Source organism: Pseudomonas sp. GW821-FHT05D12 (assembly GCF_059419825.1).
Window position 1 is genome coordinate 156,309 of sequence record NZ_JBWKSN010000014.1, and the last position, 18,119, is coordinate 174,427.

Annotated in this window: 18 protein-coding genes; 5 read left to right on the forward strand and 13 right to left on the reverse strand. The window is 62.1% G+C overall.

Annotated elements, in window-relative coordinates:
• Positions 1–293 precede the first annotated feature (293 nt).
• The 6 genes from gcsR to arcD (AC07SI_RS24710) form a co-directional block, all read right to left on the reverse strand.
• A complete protein-coding gene (gene gcsR / locus AC07SI_RS24685) occupies positions 294–1,802 on the reverse strand; it encodes a transcriptional regulator GcsR (RefSeq protein WP_495006674.1) in 1,509 nt (502 codons plus the stop codon).
• Between the two features lie 183 nt (positions 1,803–1,985).
• The gene (locus tag AC07SI_RS24690; RefSeq protein WP_065908895.1) at positions 1,986–2,348 is read right to left on the reverse strand and encodes a DUF5064 family protein; all 363 of its coding nucleotides are present in this window, start codon (positions 2,346–2,348) and stop codon (positions 1,986–1,988) included.
• 18 nt (positions 2,349–2,366) lie between these two features.
• Entirely contained in the window at positions 2,367–3,296 is a 930-nt protein-coding gene (gene arcC / locus AC07SI_RS24695) for a carbamate kinase (RefSeq protein WP_201145790.1), read from the reverse strand.
• Between the two features lie 173 nt (positions 3,297–3,469).
• Complete coding sequence (locus AC07SI_RS24700; protein ID WP_003220053.1) at positions 3,470–4,480, reverse strand: ornithine carbamoyltransferase; 1,011 nt, start codon at positions 4,478–4,480, stop codon at positions 3,470–3,472.
• A 68-nt stretch (positions 4,481–4,548) separates the two neighbouring features.
• Entirely contained in the window at positions 4,549–5,805 is a 1,257-nt protein-coding gene (arcA, locus tag AC07SI_RS24705) for an arginine deiminase (protein WP_065908901.1), read from the reverse strand.
• Between the two features lie 24 nt (positions 5,806–5,829).
• On the reverse strand, positions 5,830–7,257 hold the full coding sequence (arcD, locus tag AC07SI_RS24710) for an arginine-ornithine antiporter (protein ID WP_065908905.1): 1,428 nt from the start codon (positions 7,255–7,257) through the stop codon (positions 5,830–5,832).
• 446 nt (positions 7,258–7,703) lie between these two features.
• On the opposite strand from arcD (AC07SI_RS24710), the gene arcD (AC07SI_RS24715) reads away from it, so the two are divergent.
• Positions 7,704–9,131, forward strand: coding sequence for an arginine-ornithine antiporter (gene arcD, locus AC07SI_RS24715; RefSeq protein ID WP_282397736.1), 1,428 nt, complete (start codon positions 7,704–7,706; stop codon positions 9,129–9,131).
• The gene (locus AC07SI_RS24720) at positions 9,128–9,991 is read left to right on the forward strand and encodes a DNA-3-methyladenine glycosylase family protein (protein WP_282397737.1); all 864 of its coding nucleotides are present in this window, start codon (positions 9,128–9,130) and stop codon (positions 9,989–9,991) included. Before arcD (AC07SI_RS24715) ends, AC07SI_RS24720 begins: the two co-directional genes overlap by 4 nt.
• 103 nt (positions 9,992–10,094) lie before the next feature.
• On the opposite strand, the gene AC07SI_RS24725 is transcribed toward AC07SI_RS24720, so the two are convergent.
• The 7 genes from AC07SI_RS24725 to AC07SI_RS24755 all read right to left on the reverse strand — a co-directional run bounded on the left by AC07SI_RS24725 (position 10,095) and on the right by AC07SI_RS24755 (position 15,705).
• A complete protein-coding gene (locus AC07SI_RS24725; RefSeq protein WP_495006675.1) occupies positions 10,095–11,444 on the reverse strand; it encodes a CoA transferase in 1,350 nt (449 codons plus the stop codon).
• A 40-nt stretch (positions 11,445–11,484) separates the two neighbouring features.
• Positions 11,485–12,828, reverse strand: coding sequence for a sensor histidine kinase (locus tag AC07SI_RS24730; protein ID WP_120449689.1), 1,344 nt, complete (start codon positions 12,826–12,828; stop codon positions 11,485–11,487).
• A 67-nt stretch (positions 12,829–12,895) separates the two neighbouring features.
• Positions 12,896–13,360, reverse strand: a complete 465-nt coding sequence (locus AC07SI_RS24735) for a Spy/CpxP family protein refolding chaperone (RefSeq protein ID WP_065908918.1) — start codon at positions 13,358–13,360, stop codon at positions 12,896–12,898.
• Positions 13,361–13,607: 247 nt separating this feature from the next.
• Positions 13,608–14,285 carry a response regulator transcription factor gene (locus AC07SI_RS24740; protein ID WP_003193803.1) on the reverse strand — a complete coding sequence of 226 codons (678 nt, stop codon included), beginning with the start codon at positions 14,283–14,285 and terminating at the stop codon, positions 13,608–13,610.
• 7 nt (positions 14,286–14,292) lie between these two features.
• Complete coding sequence (locus tag AC07SI_RS24745) at positions 14,293–14,700, reverse strand: SH3 domain-containing protein (RefSeq protein WP_065908920.1); 408 nt, start codon at positions 14,698–14,700, stop codon at positions 14,293–14,295.
• Between the two features lie 107 nt (positions 14,701–14,807).
• The gene (locus AC07SI_RS24750) at positions 14,808–15,107 is read right to left on the reverse strand and encodes a YciI family protein (protein ID WP_495006676.1); all 300 of its coding nucleotides are present in this window, start codon (positions 15,105–15,107) and stop codon (positions 14,808–14,810) included.
• Between the two features lies 1 nt (position 15,108).
• Positions 15,109–15,705: a septation protein A gene (locus AC07SI_RS24755; RefSeq protein WP_065908925.1), complete on the reverse strand. Its 597-nt coding sequence runs from the start codon at positions 15,703–15,705 to the stop codon at positions 15,109–15,111.
• Positions 15,706–15,792: 87 nt separating this feature from the next.
• Between AC07SI_RS24755 and AC07SI_RS24760 the strand changes: the two genes are divergently transcribed.
• From AC07SI_RS24760 to AC07SI_RS24770, 3 genes are read left to right on the forward strand one after another with little or no spacing between them, the layout of a single operon-like run.
• The gene (locus AC07SI_RS24760) at positions 15,793–16,656 is read left to right on the forward strand and encodes a PHP domain-containing protein (RefSeq protein ID WP_065908927.1); all 864 of its coding nucleotides are present in this window, start codon (positions 15,793–15,795) and stop codon (positions 16,654–16,656) included.
• Positions 16,657–16,669: 13 nt separating this feature from the next.
• Entirely contained in the window at positions 16,670–17,299 is a 630-nt protein-coding gene (locus AC07SI_RS24765) for an L-threonylcarbamoyladenylate synthase (RefSeq protein WP_065908929.1), read from the forward strand.
• Positions 17,300–18,118 (forward strand): segregation and condensation protein A, encoded by an 819-nt coding sequence (locus AC07SI_RS24770; protein WP_057960502.1) that lies wholly within the window; start codon positions 17,300–17,302, stop codon positions 18,116–18,118.
• The last annotated feature ends 1 nt before the right edge of the window (position 18,119 follow it).

Below are 18,119 nucleotides of genomic sequence, written 5' to 3' on the forward strand. Positions count from 1 at the left end.
GTTATAAATCAATGAGTTAATAAAATTGATGATGACAATATAGAGATTGGCTGTAGCGATTTCGCTACAGTGCGACGCCAGAAAAAAAGCCTATGTGGATCAAAGCCTTGCATGGCGCGCAAAAAACAGGGTTGTAGCGATATCGTTACGCTGTAGCGCTTTCAGTACAGGTGGGAGTCGCTTTTGATATCAACGTTGGAATGCAATCAATGTGGGGTTTGCTTGCGATAGCGGTATTGACTGACCCCCCGCTATCGCAGGCAAGCCAGCTCCCATCGGTTGACCATGTTCAGTCAGGGCTTGTTGGGAATGCCGTACTTGCGCAGGCGATGGGCGATGGCGGTGTGCGAGGTTTGCAGGCGGCTGGCCAATTGGCGGGTCGAGGGGTAGCTGGTATAGAGTTTTTCCAGCAACCCGCGCTCGAAATCTTCCACCGCTTGCTCGAGGCTGTCGACTTCACCATCGTTCTGGCGCGCAACCGAGGTGCCGGCGATGTCCAGGTCGCCGATATCCACCAGGCTGCTTTCGCAGATGGCCGCGGCGCGGAAGATCACGTTCTGCAACTGGCGCACATTGCCCGGCCAGCGGTTGCCCAGCAGCGCGGGATAAGTGCCGGGTGCCAGGCGGCACACCGGGCGCTGGATCTGCGCGCAGGCCTGCTGCATGAAGTAGCGCGCCAGCAGCAGGATGTCCTGGCCGCGTTCGCGCAGGGGCGGTACTTCGACGTTGAGCACGTTGAGGCGGTAGAACAGGTCTTCGCGGAAGGTACCTTCGCTGACCATCTTTTCCAGGTCGCGGTGGGTTGCGCTGAGAATGCGCACATTGACCTTCACTTCGCGGTCGCCGCCGACCCGACGGAAGCTGCCGTCGTTGAGAAAACGCAGGAGCTTGGCCTGCAGGTACGGCGACATTTCGCCGATTTCATCGAGGAACACCGTGCCCTGGTTGGCCAGCTCCATCAGCCCCGGCTTGCCGCCGCGCTGCGCACCGGTAAACGCGCCGGGGGCGTAGCCGAACAGTTCACTCTCGGCGAGGTTCTCCGGCAGCGCCGCGCAGTTCAGCGCCAAAAACGGTGCACTGTGCCGCGCGCTGATGGCGTGGCAGGCCCGCGCCACCAGCTCCTTGCCGGTGCCGGTTTCGCCCTGGATCAGCAGCGGTGCATCCAGCGCCGCCACCCGTTGTGCGCGTGCCTTGAGCGTACGGATCACCGGGGACTCGCCCAGCAGCGCATCAAAACCCTCGGCGTGGTCATGGTGCAGCGCCGACAGTTGTTCACCGATGCGGTTGGGCTGATAGAGAGTGAGCAGGGCGCCGGCGTCGGTGATCGGCGTGGCGTCGAGCAGCAAGGTCTGGCCGTTGACGCTGATCTCGCGCAGCGGCAGGCGGAATCCGTGTTCCAGCAAGGTGTCGAGCAGCGACGGGTCATTGAACAGCTCGGCGATGCTTTCCCCGGCCGGTTCGCGACCGTACAGCGCGATCAACGCCGGGTTGGCCAACAGGATCTTGCCCGCGCTGTCCAGCGCCAGTACCGGGTCGGTCATGGCCGCCAGCAGGGCGTCAAGTTGCAAGTGGCGGCGTTGGCCGGGAAGGATGTCCACCACGGTCACTGCCTGCACGCCATGCACGCTGAATAGCGCGTCACGCAGCTCTTCAAGCACCTCGGCGCTGAGGGTCGGCGCATCGATGTACACGTTGGGCGGGACCATCTCCACGGCATCCAGGTTGAGGTTGCGCCCACCGAGCAAGGCCAGGACTTCCTGGGTGATACCGACGCGGTCGATGAAGCTGACGTGGATACGCATGGGGCGAATGTTGGTTCTGGCGCACTGAGGGTGGCCAGTATGCCTGACAGGTGATGGAGATCAAAAATGTGGGAGCGGGCTTGCTCGCGAATACGGTGGGTCAGTGAAAAAATTGCTGACTGACACACTGCATTCGCGAGCAAGCCCGCTCCTACATTTGAGTGTGGGTGCCGGGGCGTCGGGTTATTCCAGGTGTTCAGGTTTGATCGGGTCCCCGGGCTTCACATCCAGCTGATGCCGCACGTCCTCGAACATCAAGTCGTACTGCTTGTGCATCGAGCCGTTCAACACCGCGATCTTCGGCATCCCGTATTTCTGCGCGATGTTCATCGCATGCCGGGCAAAATCAAACGCTTGATCCTTGGGCAGGAAGAACTCTTCTTTGAGGTCCTTGCCCTGTACCGAACCGTGCAGCTTGAAGAGCATTCCCTTGCCTTCCTTTGGGTCCTGGCTGACCTCGTAGTCGATGCACAGGTTGTAGCTGTAGTCGTCCTTGTTGAGCGCGTGACGTTCGACATGCAAGTGACCGGGTTCAAAGGTGGCCATAGGCGTTTCTCCTCTACTTCACAGGTAGGTGATGCCAGGTGTTGCCGTGCTGATGCGCGTACCGGCGCTGCCCTGGACGATGGCTTCGATGTCCGAGAGTGAACCGATCACTGCGGTTTTGCCAGTCTGGCGGGCGAACTCGCAGGCGGCTTGCACCTTGGGCCCCATGGAGCCGGCGGCGAAGCCGAGCTTTTCCATGGCGTCAGGATGGGCCTGGCCGATGGCCTTCTGGCTGGGCTTGCCGAAGTCGATGAAGGCGGCGTTGACGTCGGTGGCGATCACCAGCAGATCGGCGTCCAGCTGCGAGGCCAGCAGTGAGGAACACAGGTCCTTGTCGATCACCGCTTCAATGCCGCGCAGCTTGCCGTCTTCGCCATACATCGTCGGGATGCCGCCACCGCCGGCGCAGATCACGATGGCGCTTTTTTCCAGCAGCCACTTGATCGGGCGGATTTCAAAGATGCGTTTGGGGCGCGGGCTGGCGACCACGCGGCGGTATTTATCGCCGTCCGGGGCGATGGCCCAGCCTTTTTCGGCGGCCAGTTTTTCCGCTTCGGCCTTGGCGTATACCGGGCCGATGGGCTTGGTAGGGTTCTGGAAGGCCGGGTCCTTGGCGTCCACTTCGACCTGGGTGAGCAAGGTGGCGAACGGCACTTCGAAGTCCAGCAGGTTGCCCAGCTCCTGTTCGATGATGTAGCCGATCATGCCTTCGGTCTCGGCGCCCAGCACGTCCAGCGGGTACGGCGAAACGCTGGTGTAGGCGGCCGCCTGCAACGACAGCAGGCCGACCTGCGGGCCATTGCCGTGGGCGATCACCAGTTCGTTGCCGGGGTGGATCTTGGCGATCTGTTCGGTGGCGATGCGGATGTTGGCGCGTTGGTTGTCCGCCGTCATGGGTTCACCACGGCGGAGCAGGGCGTTGCCGCCCAGGGCTACGACGATGCGCATAAACAATGTCCTTCTAGAGTGCTATGTTGCGAACACAGGACCAAAGTGGGAGCGGGCTTGCTCGCGAAAGCGGTGGATCAGTGGATACATGTGCGGACTGACACACCGCATTCGCGAGCAAGCCCGCTCCCACAGTTTTGATCGCGTTTCAACAGTGGGAACGGTGTCGAGGGTTAGATATCCGCCAACGCCGACACCAGGATCGCCTTGATGGTGTGCATGCGGTTCTCCGCCTGCTCAAACGCGATGTTGGCCGGCGACTCGAACACTTCCTCGGTCACCTCCACGCCATTGGCCAGGTTCGGATAGCGCGCGGCGATGTCCTTGCCGACCTTGGTTTCGCTGTTGTGGAACGCCGGCAGGCAGTGCATGAACTTCACGCGCGGGTTGCCCGAGGCTTTCATCATCTTGGCATTGACCTGGTACGGCAGCAGTTGCTCGATGCGCTCGTCCCACGCCTCCACCGGCTCACCCATCGACACCCAGATATCGGTGTGGATGAAGTCGACGCCCTTGACCGCCTCTTTCGGGTCTTCGGTGATGGTGATGCGCGCGCCGCTTTCCTCGGCGAATGCCTGGCACTGCTTGATGAAATCAGCATGCGGCCACAGGGCTTTCGGCGCGCCAATGCGCACGTCCATGCCCAGCTTGGCACCGATCATCAGCAGCGAGTTGCCCATGTTGTAGCGCGCGTCGCCCAGGTAGGCGTAGCTGATGTCATGCAGCGGCTTGTCGCTGTGTTCGCGCATGGTCAGGGTGTCGGCGATCATTTGGGTCGGGTGGAATTCGGCGGTCAGGCCGTTGAACACCGGCACACCGGCGAACTTGGCCAGCTCTTCGACGATTTCCTGTTCGAAGCCACGGTACTCGATGGCATCGAACATCCGCCCGAGTACGCGGGCGGTGTCCTTCATGCTTTCCTTGTGGCCGATCTGCGACGACACCGGGTCGATGTAGGTGACGTGCGCGCCCTGGTCATGGGCTGCGACTTCGAAGGCGCAACGGGTGCGCGTCGAGGTTTTCTCGAAGATCAGCGCGATGTTCTTGCCTTTCAGGTGCGGACGCTCGGTGCCGGTATATTTGGCGCGCTTGAGGTCGCGGGACAGGTCCAGCAGGTAGTGCAGCTCGCGGGTCGTGTGGTGCATCAGCGAGAGCAGGCTGCGGTTGCGCATATTAAAAGCCATGATGGATCTCCTTGGGTTTCGGTTATCCCCCTGGCCACTGCCGGATAAGCAGCGGCCAAGGCCAAAAATTAATAGTCGATAGGGTCGCGGATGATCGGGCAGGTCATGCAGTGGCCGCCGCCACGGCCACGGCCGAGTTCACCGGCGCTGATGGTGATGACTTCCACACCGGCCTTGCGCAGCAGGGTGTTGGTGTAGGTGTTGCGGTCGTAGCCGATCACCACGCCCGGCTCCACGGCCACCACGTTGTTGCCGTCGTCCCATTGTTCGCGCTCGGCGGCGAAGCTGTTGCCGCCAGTCTCGACCACCCGCAGCGCCTTGAGATTGAGGGCCGCAGCGACGGTTTCGAGGAAGTTGGTTTTCTCGCGTTGGATATCGATACCGTGCGGCTTGCTTTCATCAGGACGCAGAGTGAACGGTACGATCTGGTTGACCACTTCAGGGAAGATGGTGACCAGGTCGCGGTCGCAGAAACTGAACACCGTGTCCAGGTGCATTGCCGCACGGGATTTCGGCAGGCCGGCAACGATCACGCGTTCCACGGCTTTGTTTTTGAACAGGTTGCGCGCCAGTTGGCCGATGGCCTGGTGGGACGAGCGCTCGCCCATGCCGATCAACACGACGCCGTTGCCAATCGGCATGACGTCGCCGCCTTCCAGGGTGGAGGCACCGTGTTCCTGGTCGGGGTCACCGTACCAAATCTGGAAGTCGGCGTTGGTGAACTCCGGGTGGAATTTGTAGATAGCGCTGGCCAGCAGGGTTTCCTGGCGTCGCGCCGGCCAGTACATCGGGTTCAGCGTCACGCCGCCGTAGATCCAGCAGGTGGTGTCGCGGGTGAATTGGGTGTTGGGAAGCGGCGGCAGGATGAAGCTTGAGTGGCCGAGGAAGTCGCGGAACATTTCGATGGTCTTGCCGCCGAAGCTGCTCGGCAGGTCCTCGGCCGACACGCCACCGATCAGGAACTCACTGATTTTGCGCGGCTCCAGGCTGCGCAGCCACGAGCTGACTTCATCGACCAGGCCCAGGCCCACCGTATTGGCAGTAATCTTGCGCTCCAGGATCCAGTCCAGCGCTTCGGGGATGGCGACGATGTCGGTCAGCAGGTTGTGCATTTCCAGCACATCAATGTCGCGCTCGCGCATCTTGGTGACGAAGTCGAAATGGTCGCGCTTGGCCTGGGCAACCCACAGCACGTCATCGAACAGCAGTTCATCGCAGTTATTGGGGGTCAGCCGCTGGTGGGCCAAGCCTGGGGAGCACACCATGACTTTGCGCAGTTTGCCGGCTTCGGAATGTACGCCGTACTTCACTTTTTCCGTGGTCATTACAGATCCTCCAGTGAACAACAGTTACAGAGTCAGGAAGCCGTCGTAGAGGCCATAGGCAGCCACCAGGGCGCCAACGACTACCGCGGCGAAAATCAGCTTCTCGACATTGGTGAAAATCGGTTTGCCCAACTCATGCTTGGCCTTGGCGAACAGAATCACGCCGGGGGCATACAGCAGGGCGGACAGCAGCAGGTATTTGACGCCGCCGGCGTAGAGCAGCCAGACCGCGTAGATCAGCGCAACGGCACCGATGAACAGGTCTTTCTTGCGCTCGCGCAGGGCGTTTTCGTAGGTCTCGCCGCGCACCGCCAACAACAGCGCGTAGGCGGCCGACCACAGGTATGGCACCAGGATCATTGAGGTGGCGAGGTAGATCAGCGACAGGTAAGTGCTGGCGGAAAACAGCGTGATCACCAGGAAAATCTGGACCATGGCGTTGGTCAGCCACAGGGCGTTGGCCGGCACATGGTTGGCGTTTTCCTTACGCAGGAACTCCGGCATCGTGTGGTCCTTGGCGGCGGCGAACATGATCTCCGCACACAGCAGCACCCACGACAGCAGCGCGCCCAGCAGGGAAATGATCAAGCCGACGCTGATCAGCACGGCGCCCCAGTGGCCCACCACGTGTTCCAGCACGGCGGCCATCGACGGGTTTTGCAGCTTGGCCAGTTCCGGTTGGGTCATGATCCCCAGGGACAGCACGTTCACCAGCATCAGGAACAACAGCACGGTGATAAAACCAATCACCGTGGCCTTGCCGACGTCGGAGCGTTTTTCCGCACGGGACGAGAAAATGCTCGCGCCCTCGATGCCGATGAACACCCACACGGTGACCAGCATCATGTTGCGCACCTGGTTCATCACACTGCCGAGGTCAGGGTTTTTCACGCCCCAGATGTCAGCGGTGAAAATCTCCAGCTTGAACGCGAACAGCGCGATCAGCACAAACAGCAGCAGCGGCACCACCTTGGCAACGGTGGTCACCAGGTTGATGAACGCAGCTTCCTTGATCCCGCGCAGCACCAGGAAATGCACGGCCCACAACAGCACCGAGGCACCGATCACCGCTGCCGGGGTGTTGCCTTCGCCGAAGATCGGGAAGAAGTAACCCAGGGTGCTGAACAGCAACACGAAGTAACCGACGTTGCCCAGCCAGGCACTGATCCAATAACCCCAGGCCGACGAGAAACCCATGTAGTCGCCAAACCCGGCCTTGGCATAGGCGTACACGCCGCCGTCGAGGTCAGGTTTGCGGTTGGCGAGGGTCTGGAACACGAAGGCGAGGGTCAGCATGCCGATGGCGGTAATCACCCAACCGATCAACACCGCACCGACGTCGGCGCTGGCGGCCATGTTTTGCGGCAGTGAGAAGATCCCGCCGCCAATCATTGAGCCGACGACGAGTGCAACCAGTGCGCCCAATCGAAGTTTTCCGGGAGATTCAGACATTGCATGACTCCAATGCAGGAGAAGAGAGACCACAGAATAATTCCGTGCGCTAATCAAACAGCTGACTCAGATCACTTCATTGGCACATTCCATTGTGAATTAATGACTTAGGGGTAAAACGCCCGGGCAATACTTTTCCTCGCAAAGGTGCTTTCCAGAGCGGTCTCTGCGTTGTGGTTAATCATTTAGTCAGAGGTATGGACGTTTGAAGCTAGTCCGTATTCCTGAATGTGCAAACTTTTCCCGACGCGGGGCGAAGTAGCACGGCAAACGTTAAGTGCCAGCGGTATTTAAATTCTAAATAAGCCTGAACGTTATAAATTGTCATGCGATTGCGTTATGAGCGTGGCGGTTTTATCGCGGTCTTTAATAAACGCTACACTCGCTGAGATAATTAGTTGAGTGCACGGTTGTCAGCTCAATTTAATAATTATCCAGGAGTATTCATGTCTCAACCGGCCCAGAAACTTAGGCTTGGCGCCCTGATTGCCCTGGTGGTGGGCTCGATGATCGGCGGCGGGATTTTCTCCTTGCCGCAGAACATGGCCGCGCGCGCCGAGGTCGGCGCGATATTGATCGGCTGGGCGATCACCGCCGTCGGCATGCTGACCCTCGCCTTCGTGTTCCAGACCCTCGCCAACCGCAAGCCGGAGCTGGATTCCGGGGTGTACGCCTACGCCAAGGCCGGGTTCGGCGACTACATGGGGTTCTCGTCGGCCTGGGGTTACTGGATCAGTGCGTGGATGGGCAACGTGGGTTACTTCGTGTTGCTGTTCAGCACGCTCGGCTACTTCTTCCCGGTGTTTGGCCATGGCAACACGCCGGTGGCCATCGGCTGCGCGTCCCTGCTGCTGTGGGCCGTGCATTTTCTGGTGATGCGCGGGATCAAGGAGGCGGCGTTCATCAACCAGATCACCACGGTGGCGAAGATCGTGCCGTTGCTGATGTTTATCGTGATCGCCGGCCTGGCGTTCAAGGCCGATATCTTCACCCGCGATATCTGGGGCCTGGGCAACCCGCAGTTCGGCAGCGTGGTCGACCAGGTGCGCAACATGATGCTGGTCACCGTGTTCGTGTTTATCGGCATCGAGGGCGCCAGCGTGTATTCGGCGCGGGCCGAGAAACGCGCGGACGTCGGCCGCGCCACGGTGATCGGCTTTCTCGGCGTGCTGGCACTGCTGGTGCTGGTGAATGTGTTGTCCCTGGGGATCATGAGCCAGCCGCAGTTGGCGCAATTGCAAAATCCGTCCCTGGCCGGTGTGCTCGAGCACATCGTCGGGCCCTGGGGTGCGATGGCCATCAGCATCGGCCTGGCCGTGTCGTTGCTCGGCGCCTTGCTGTCGTGGGCGCTGCTGTGCGCGGAAATCCTCTACGCCACCGCCCATGACAAGACCATGCCGGCCTTCCTGAAAAAGGAAAATGCCAACCAGGTGCCGGTCAATGCGCTGTGGCTGACCAATGTGATGATCCAGGTTTTCCTGGTGATCACGCTGTTTTCCCACAGCACCTACACCACCCTGATCTACCTGGCTTCCTCGATGATCCTGGTGCCGTACCTGTGGTCGGCGGCCTATGCGGTGTTGTTGAGCGGGCGCGGCGAAACCTATGAGGGCGCCCAGCGCCAGCGTTTCAAGGATTTGCTGGTGGGCCTGGTCGCCCTCGGCTACGCGGTGTGGCTGCTGTACGCCGGTGGCTTGAAATACTTGCTGCTGTCGGCGCTGCTGTACGCGCCCGGTGTGGTGCTGTTTGCACTGGCCAAGCGCGAGCAGGCCCAACCCTTGTTCACCCACGTGGAAAAAGGCATCTTCAGCTGCGTAGTTGCCGGCGCCAGCCTGGCGGCGTATGGGCTGTACAGCGGGGTGTTGTCGTTGTGAAAGTGGCGTATCAGCCGCCCTATGACTGGGCGGCAATGCTGGGTTTTTTGTCGGCGCGGGCGATCACCGGGCTCGAGACGGTGGTGGCTGGCGTGTACCGGCGCAGTATCAGCGTGGATGGGCGACACGGCTGGATCAGTGTCGCGCCGGGTGACGGCGATTGGCTGGAGGTGAGCGTCGATTTTCCCGAGCCGGCGGCGTTTCCCGAGATCGAGCGGCGCTTGCGCCGGATGTTTGACCTGGACGCCCAACCGGCCTTGATCAACCGGCAATTGGCGAAGGACCCGTTGATGGCGCAGTTGGTTGCCGCGCGGCCCGGGCTGCGGGTGCCGGGCACTTGGGATGGCCTGGAACTGGCGATCCGTGCCGTGCTCGGTCAGCAGATCACAGTAGTCGCGGCGATCCGCCTCGCGGGCAAGTTGGTTGCACAATATGGCCAGCCCCTGGATACGCCGCACGTCGGCATCACCCACGCGTTCCCGACGCCGCAGGTGTTGGCGGCGGCGGACCTGGCTGCGCTGGGCATGCCCAAGGCGCGCGGTCGCACCTTGTCCGGCATGGCCCAGGCATTGCTGGATGATCCGCAGGTGTTCGAGCCCAAGGCCAGCCTCAAGGACGGGGTGGCGCGGCTGGTCGCGCTGCCGGGGATTGGTGACTGGACTGCGCAGTACATCGCCATGCGCCAACTGCGCGAGGCGGATGCGTTTGCGTCGGGGGACATCGGCTTGATCAATGCGCTGGCGGCGCTGGAAGGCGGGCCGGTTTCGGCGCGGCAGCTGTTGGCGCGGGCCGAGGCGTGGCGGCCGTTGAGGGCGTATGCGGCGCAGCATTTGTGGACGTCGCTGCAGCGGGCGGATTGAGGGGGCGGGCAGGGCCTCTTCGCAGGCAAGCCAGCGCCCACATTTGAGGGTGTCTACCACTCAAATTGTGCAAGCTGGCCTGCCTGCGATAACGCTCGAAAGGCTACCACTGCGGCCGATGTGAGCCCAATTCCCCGGCCGGCAAATCCCACTGCAACGGCGTACCGCTGATGGTCAACGGCGCCAGCAGCCGATGGGCCTGACCCCAGGCGGTCTGTTCCACCACCAGCCCTTGATCGCCGGGTTCCTCAGCCCGCAACGCCACCTGTTCCGGCACCTGACCCGCCTCCACCAGCAACTTGGCCGTACGCGCCAACGACAACTGCGCCGATCCGCCACGCCCGGATTTCAACCGCTCACTCAAGGCTTGAATCGCGCTGGCCGCCATCAGATAGCCGGTCGCATGGTCGAGCGCCTGCAACGGCAGTGGCACCGGTTTATCCGCGTGTTTCCAGGCCATGCCCGCGTCGGCAATCCCGCTGCTCATCTGCACCAGGCTGTCGAAGCCGCGTCGATTGCGCCACGGGCCGCTCCAGCCATACGCGTTGAGGCTCACGTCGATCAGGCCCGGGGCGATGCTTTGCAGCTCGGCGGCGCTATAGCCCAGCTGTTCCAGGGCATCGGCACGGTAACCGTGGAACAGGATGTCGGCGTCCTTGAGCAATGCTTCGAATACCTGCCGGCCTTCGGACGTTTTCAAGTCAAGGCGCGCGCAGCGTTTGCCGAGGGTCATTTCCGGCACCACGCCCGGCTCGTTCCAGGTCGGTGAGTCGATGCGCAGTACATCGGCGCCCAACCCGGCGAGAAAACGACTGGCGACGGGACCGGCCAATACGCGGGTCAAGTCCAGCACCTTGATACCCGCCAGCGGGCGCGCTACCGAGCCTGTCCAGGTTTTTGCGGTGGTGGTGGCGAAGGTCTGGCGCTGCACCAGCGGCTCGGCATTCACCGCCAGCCCTTGCGGATGTTGCTGCCAGGCTTGCCACGAACGCATCTGTGCCGCACAGCCGCCGGCGTCGACAATCGCCTGTTCCAGCTCGGCGGCGTTCCATGCGGCGACCTTGCTGACCATTTCGGCGCGGTCGGCGACTTTGCCCAGCACTTGCTCGGCGGCGGCCCGGTGGTGGGGCGCATTGGTGTGCAGGCGAATCCAGCCGTCGGCACTGGCGTAGTCGCCGGCCACCGGGTCCCACAGCGGTGGCGTTTGCCAACCCACCGGACGCAGGGACGACGAGAACCAGAAGGAGGCGAGGCGTCGGTCCACGCTCACGGCGGGCAAGCGGCCGGTCATTGCCAGCACCAGTTGGGCCACGGCCTGGCCGGCGGCACCGATACTGGCACTGGCCAGGTCGGTGACGGCGAAGGTCGAGGGCAGGGCGCCGGCCTCGGTCACGGTCAATGGAGTAGGCGGTAGATCGAGTGCGGCTTGGATGGGAGTCAGCAGGTCAGTCATCAAAGGCCCTCCTTAAGAGAAGGGCCACTATAGAAGATCATCAGGCCGATGTGGCAACCCCAGGCTCCAATGGCAGGTCGATGCTGGCGATAAACCCGCCCTCAGGATGATTGGCCAGGATCAGGCTGCCGCCATGGCGTTCCGCCGCACGCCGCGCAATCGCCAGGCCCAGGCCGTGACCCTGGGCGGTCTGGCCGGGGGCGCGGTAGAACGGCTCGCCCAATTGGCTGAGGTGTTCGGCATCCACGCCGGGGCCGTGGTCGCGCACGCTGATAAGGATGTGCTCGCCGTGCAGATGGGCGTGCAATTCGATCGGCTGGCCCTTCGGGTTGAAGCGCTGCGCGTTGCGCAGCAGGTTGTCCACCGCGCGTTCGATCATGGTCGGCCAGCCTTTGAGGCGCAGATCGGGTTGGGCGGTGAGTTGCACCACCTGCTCCGGCGCGCTGAGCTGGGCGTCTTTTTGCAGGGTCTTGAGCAGGCTGTTGAGGTCGACGTCTTCGGCGCTGGCGTTATCGGCATCGACGCGCGCCAGCACCAGGATTTCACTGATCAACGCTTCCAGGCGATCGCATTCGCGGGTCAGGCGCGGCCAGAGTTTTTCGCGTTCTTCGGGGCTGGCGCGTTCGGCCAGGGCCAGGGCGATGCGCAGGCGGGCCAGCGGCGAGCGCAGCTCGTGGGAGACGTCGCGCAGCAACTGGCGCTGGCTGCCGATCAGGCTTTGCAGGCGGGCGCCCATGCGGTTGAAGTCAGTGGCCAGCACGCCGAACTCATCGCGGCGGTTGGCCAGGCGCGCCAGGCTGTTCTGCTGGTAAGTGGCCTGGCCGAGGTCATGCACTGCGCCACGCAGACGGCTGAGGGGGCGGGTGATGGACAGCGTCACCAGCAGGCTGAACAGGGTCAGCACCACCAGGGCGATGGCCAATGCGCTCAACGGCCACAGCAGGCTGCTGCGGTGCCAGGCGTCCAGCTCGGGATGGGGGATGCGATAGATCAGCAGGTAGGTGTCGCCGGTTTTTTCGCTGGTGTACTCGGCGGTCAGGCGTCGCCAGGGCAGGTGGCCGTCCTGGCTGTCATTCTGGCGGGCTTCGAACGCGGCGGCGCGGCGCGGAAAGGTGCCCCGCACGACCGGCTCGCCGCTTTCGTTGAGCACTTGCACGTCGATGTGGTACTGGCGCTTGCGCTGTTGCAGCAAGTCCTGGGCGGCATCCTCGCCTTGGGTCTCGTAGAGTTGAGTCCACTCTTCGGCGAGGTTATTGAGGCCGGGGTGGCGGCTGAGAATCCAGGCATCTTGATTGAGCATGTGCCCAAGCAGGATCGACAACCCGGCAACCAGGGCGATGGCCAGCCAGAAACTGGCCAGGATGCGCCAGAACAATGAACGCACAGGAAACCCTCAAACAGGAAAAGCCCAGCGGCGCGAGCCACTGGGCTGGGGGAGTGAAGCTAGAACATTATTGCGCTTTTTGCGGCTGTTGCGCTTTCCAGGCCTGGAATTCCTTCCACTCGGCGCGGCGCTCGGCTTGCTTCTTGACGATCTCGTCGAACTTCTTCTGCTGGTCAGGCTTGAGGACTGCACGGATATCCGCCTGGGTTTTCTGCTTGCCGGCGGCGATTTCATCCTGCATGGCTTTCTGGTCGGCGGCCGGGAGTTTGTCCAGGTACTTTTTGACCAGGTCTTTGCGAGCGTGCCATTGGTCGCCCATCAGCTTGCCGATCTGCTGGCGCTGTTCCTTGCTCAGGTCCAGCTGGCTGAAAGGGCCGCCTTTGCCACGCGGACCGTGTTCACCGCCGTGGCCTGGGCCACCCATCATGTGGCCGGAAGGTTCACCCATCGGGCCTGGGCCGTCTGGCATGGCGGCCATGGCAACGGTCGGCAGGGCAGCGGCGAACATCAAAGCGATAAGGGTCTTGCGCATGGTGATTCTCCTGTCTCTATTCCGGTGAGTCCGGATGTGAGTAGATTACGGAGATCAAGGTCAGCGGCGGTCAGGTGTGGGTAAAGCTTGGGTAAAGAGGGTTTTGTTGCGAACTGACAAAACTGTGGGGATTTGGGTATTCAAATGTGGGAGCGGGCTGGCTCGCGAATGCGGTAGGTCAGCCTATGCATGTGCTGACCCACCGCATTCGCGAGCAAGCCCGCTCCCACAGGAGAGTGCGTGAAACTCAGAGGCTGTAGTAATAGCCGCGGCTGCGCAACGCGACGATCCGTGGCCGTCCGTCCGGGTGCGGTCCGATCTTTTTGCGCAGGTTGCTGACGTGCATGTCCAGGCTGCGATCGTAAAGGGTCAGCTTGCGGCCCAGCGCGATCTGCGCCAGTTCCTGTTTATCCAGTGGTTCGCCGGGCTGGCGCAGCAAGGCTTCGAGCAGGCGGCTCTCGGAAACGGTGAGGGCGAATTCCTGTTCGTCGATACTGACCACGCCGCGCACCGGGCTGAAGCACAGGTCGCCGAGTTCCAGTTGGGTGGATACGGCGGCCGGATGGCTGCGGCGCAGCACGGCGCGCAGGCGCGCGGTCAGCTCGCGCGGGTCGCAGGGCTTGGCCAGGTAGTCGTCGGCACCGAGTTCCAGGCCGAGGATGCGATCCAGCGGTTCGCCGCGGGCCGAGAGCATCAGCACCGGCAACTCCGGGTGGTCGTTGCGCAGTTGCTTGAGCAGTTCCAGGCCGCTTCCGTCGGGCAGCATCACGTCCAGCACCACCGCTGCCGGGGCGCTGTCGGCCAAGGCTTTGCGGGCGCTCAAGCCATCGTGGCAGGCGCGCACCTGGAAGCCTTCCTGGCTCAACCAACTGGTCAGCAGCTCGCAGAGCTCCTGGTCATCATCTATCAGTAACAGCTCGCTCATGACTCACTCAATTTAGCCATTGTCGACGGCGACGGTGCCCACCGCTGGCGAAGATCCCGCACAGCAAGGCGATCAGGGCGACCGCCCCGCCGGTGACAAACCATTGCTGTTGCTCGGTCAGCCATCGGGTCAAGGCACCGCCTTGTGTCTCTTTGAGTTGCTGGGCCAGGCGTTGGTTCTCTTGGCGAAGACGACTTAATTGGGCGCTTTCGCGCGTCGCATCCGCACCCTGCAGTTGCTTGCTCAGTTCTTCCCGCAGCCGTTCGCTTTCTTTCAAGCGTTGCTGCAACTCGGTGATCTGGGCGCCGGCACTCAAGGACAGGGGCGTGGAACTGCCGGTGTTCGAGGTTTCTTCAGCGTGGGCCGTAGCCCCGATCATTACCACTGCCAACAGACACAACTGACGTAAGCGCATCGGAACTCCTGATTCCACACGAATATTCAGAACGTTGTCGGCAGGTTACCGAGAATAATGAGCAATTAGGAGTGTGCCGCACGTATTAGGTTCGACACACGCCTGGGTCAAGGCAGGACTTGCTTGAATGGCTTGATCATGACATCGGCGTAGACGCCTGCCGCAACATACGGGTCAGCCTTGGCCCAGGCCTGTGCATCGGCCAGGGAGGCGAACTCGGCAACCACCAGGCTACCGGTGAAACCGGCGGCGCCCGGGTCGTTGCTGTCGACGGCCGGGTGCGGGCCGGCGAGTACCAGGCGACCTGCGGCTTGCAGCTCGTTCAGGCGCTCCAGGTGTGCCGGGCGCACGGACAGGCGTTTTTCCAGCGAGTTGGCAACATCGGTGGCAATGATGGCGTAGAGCATGTCAGTCCTCGGTTTTTGGCGTAGTAGGGTCGGTGTCATGCAGGTGGCGCGACAGGTAGATACCCTGGCCGATCAGGAACAGCACGGTCATGCCCAGGCTGCCGAAGACTTTGAAGTCGACCCAGTAGTCCTGGAAGGTAAAGGCCACGAACAGGTTGGCAGCGCCGCAGAACAGGAAGAACACGATCCAGGCCACGTTCAAACGTGTCCAGACCGGCTCCGGCAGGGTCAGTGCGTGGCCCATGATCCGCTTGATCAGCAGGCGATCGCCGATGAAGTGGCTGCCGATGAAGGCCAGGGCAAACAGCCAGTTCACCACCGGGGCTTTCCATTTGAGGAAGGTCTCGCTGTGGAAGGCCAGGGTCAGGCTGCCGAATACCAGGCAGGCGACCAGGGTCAGCCATTGGCTTTTTTCCAGTTTGCGCTGGGAGATGAAGAGGGCGCCGTAGACTACGATGGAGCTGATGATCAGCACGGCGGTGGCGCTGTAGATGCCCCCGACGGTCAGTTCATGGCCGGCAATATCGATGACCCTGGGGTCGAGTTTGTAAACGATGAAAAACAGCAACAGCGGGATGAAGTCGATGAATTGTTTCACAGTAAGAGCCAGAAGCTGGATGTGGCGGCATAATAACAAACATCCTTGGTAGCGAAAGCGCCAGCTGACTTGAGGTTACACACTCCCGTGAATGTTGATTTGCACTGCCACAGCACGGCCTCCGACGGCGCCCTGGCGCCCGCGGTATTGGTTGCGCGTGCGTTTGAAAAAGGCGTGCGAGTCCTGGCGTTGACCGACCACGACACCCTCGAAGGCCTCGATGAAGCCCGCGCAACAGCGCATGCCCTGGGCATGCAGCTGGTCAACGGGGTGGAATTGTCCTGTACCTGGGGTGGCGCCACCATTCATGTGCTGGGCTATGGATTCGATCAAAACGCCCCGCCCCTGGTCGAGGCCATCGCCCAATTGCACGATGGCCGCTGGCTGCGGTCCGAAGAAATAAGCCGAAAACTTGCCCTCAAAGGCATGCCCAACGCGCTCGACGGCGCCCGCGCCATCCAGCAGGAACTGGGCGACAGCGGCAATGCACCGGCCCGTCCGCACTTTGCCGACTGGATGGTGCGCGAAGGTTTGGTCAAGGACCGCGCCGAAGCCTTTCGCAAATGGCTGGGCGCCGGCAAGTTGGGTGACGTCAAGCAACACTGGCCGACCCTGGAGGACACCGTCGAGACCCTGCGGGCGTCCGGGGCCTGGGTCAGCCTGGCGCATCCCTGGCATTACGATTTCACCCGCAGCAAGCGCCGCAAGCTGATTGGCGACTATATTGGAGCGGGCGGCCACGCGATTGAGGTGGTCAACGGCTATCAACCCGCCGAACAGGTGGGCAGCTTGGCGATTCTTGCCCGCGAATTTGGTCTGCTGGTCAGTGCCGGCAGTGATTTTCATGGCCCAGGCGGCTGGTCCGAGATCGGCGAGTATCGCCCCGTCCCGGAAGACTTGCCGCTCTTGTGGGGGCGATTCAAGCATGACCCCATTATTGCCACCGTCTGAACAGGTAGAACACGTGAGTCAATTCTTCCAGATTCATCCGGAAAACCCCCAGGCGCGCCTGATCAAACAGGCCGTGGAGATCATTCGCGCCGGTGGCGTGGTGATCTATCCCACCGATTCGTCCTACGCCATCGGTTGCCAGATCGGCGACAAGGGCGCGGTCGAGCGTGTAAGACGCCTACGCCAGCTGGATGACAAGCACAATTTCGCGCTGATCTGCAGCGACCTGTCCCAGCTGGGGCTGTTCGCCAAGGTCGACACCGGCACCTTCCGCCTGCTCAAGGCCCACACGCCGGGGCCCTACACCTTTATTCTCAACGCCACCCGCGAAGTGCCGCGCCTGTTGCTGCACCCGAAGAAACGCACCATCGGCCTGCGCGTGCCCGAGCATCCCATCGCCCTCGCGCTGTTGGCCGAGTTGGGTGAGCCGCTGATGAGCGTGTCGCTGATCATGCCCGGCGACGCCGAACCCCTGGAAGACCCGTACGAAATGCGCCAACTCCTGGAAAAACAGGTGGACCTGATCATCGACGGCGGCTTCGGCGGCGGCAAGGCCTCCACCGTGATCAACCTGGCGGACGGCGAACCCGAAGTGATCCGCGTGGGTTGCGGCGACCCGGCCCCCTTCATGGCCGAGGCCTGAATGTCGGCCGTGGAAACCGTCGACAGCCAGGCGGGCGCCCAGCAGGAACTGCCGTTTGCCATGGTGTATGGCCAGGCGGTCATGGAAATGCCGCTGGACCTGTACATCCCGCCGGACGCGCTGGAAGTCTTCCTTGAAGCCTTCGAAGGCCCGCTGGACTTGCTGCTGTACCTGATCCGCAAGCAGAACATCAACATCCTCGACATCCCGGTGGCGGAAATCACCCGTCAGTACATGGGGTATGTCGAGTTGATGCAGTCGGTGCGCCTGGAGTTGGCCGCCGAGTACCTGGTGATGGCCGCCATGCTGGCCGAGATCAAGTCGCGCATGCTGCTGCCGCGCTCGGAGACGATCGAGGCCGAAGAGGACGACCCGCGCGCCGAACTGATCCGCCGCCTGCAGGAGTACGAGCGCTTCAAGGCTGCCGCCGAAGGCATCGACGGCTTGAGCCGCGTGGGCCGCGATGTGGTGGTGCCCAAGCTCGATGCCCCCGAGGCCCGGGCGCGCAAATTGTTGCCGGACGTAAGCCTGGAAGAATTGCTGATGTCCATGGCCGAGGTGCTGCGCCGTGGCGATATGTTTGAAAGCCACCAGGTCAGCCGCGAGGCCTTGTCGACCCGTGAACGCATGAGCGATGTACTCGAACGCCTCAAGGGCGGCGGTTTTGTGCCGTTTGTCGAGCTGTTCACTGCCGAAGAAGGGCGCCTGGGCGTCGTGGTGACCTTTATGGCGATCCTCGAACTGGTCAAGGAATCCTTGGTCGAGCTGGTCCAGAATGAGCCTTTTGCGGCTATCCACGTGCGGGCGCGAGCCGAATAAA